This is a genomic window from Paracoccus aerius (genome assembly GCF_014656455.1).
Taxonomy (GTDB): Bacteria; Pseudomonadota; Alphaproteobacteria; order Rhodobacterales; family Rhodobacteraceae; genus Paracoccus; species Paracoccus aerius.
Map to the genome: position 1 here is coordinate 1 of NZ_BNCL01000091.1, position 1,064 is coordinate 1,064.

General features: G+C 62.5%; 1 protein-coding gene. It reads left to right on the plus strand.

Annotated elements, in window-relative coordinates; genetic code table 11:
- The coding region (locus IE224_RS20825) for an IS110 family RNA-guided transposase (protein WP_191313432.1) at positions 1–1,046 on the plus strand (1,046 nt) is incomplete at its 5' end.
- Positions 1,047–1,064: the final 18 nt, after the last annotated feature.

Sequence of the window (1,064 nt, forward strand, 5' to 3'; positions counted from 1 at the left end):
TCGGCGGCGTCGACACGCACAAGGACTTGCACGTGGCCGCCGTCGTTGACAACCATGACCGAATCCTCGGAACCAGCAGCTTTGCCGCGACGCGACAAGGCTATCGCCAGATGCTCGCTTGGATGCGCAGTTTGGGCCAGCTTCAGCGCGTGGGGATCGAATCCACTGGCAGCTACGGCGCGGGGCTCCTGCGCTTCCTGCAAGCCGCAGGGATCGAGGTTCTCGAGATCACCGCGCCTGATCGGCAAGACCGGCGCAGGCGCGGCAAGAACGATGATCTCGATGCCCAGAATGCCGCACATGCGGCCCTCGCTGGAGCGAGAACGGTCACCCCGCGAACCCGCGACGGGATGGTTGAATCCCTGAGAGTTCTTAAGGCTTGCCGTAAGACCGCTGTCACTGCGCGGCGTGTGGCCTTGCAGATGATCCACAACACGATCGTCTGCGCGCCCGATATTCTGCGCGATCAGCTCCGCCATATGACACGGATGCAGTTGGTGCGGACACTGGCCGCCTGGCGTCCGGATCTGACAGCCTATCGTGAAGTCGAGGCCGCCTATCGCATCAGCCTCAAGTCGCTCGCCCGTCGCTATATCGAACTGCACGATGAGATTGCCGACCTCGACATGATGATCAAAGCGATTGTCGAGGACCTGGCCCCTGAACTCGTCGCCCGCAACTCCATCGGCCACAACGGCGCCGCTCAACTGCTGCTTACGGCGGGCGACAATCCGGAACGCCTCAAGTCCGAAGCCAGCTTTGCCGCTCTGTGCGGCGCCAGCCCGGTCCCTGCATCATCAGGGAAGACCGTCCGACATCGTCTGAACCGCGGGGGCGATCGCGCGGCCAACAGCGCGCTGCACATCATTGCGATCGGCCGGCTCAGGACCGATGAGAAAACCAAGACCTATGTGGCCCGGCGCATCGCCGAAGGGCATAGCAAGCTGGAAGCCATCCGCAGCTTGAAACGCTACATTGCACGCGAGGTCTTCGGTATCATCATGCGCCGACAGCAGGACATCAACCGCACTCGCATTGCCGCTTGACAAACAGAAGGGCGTCCG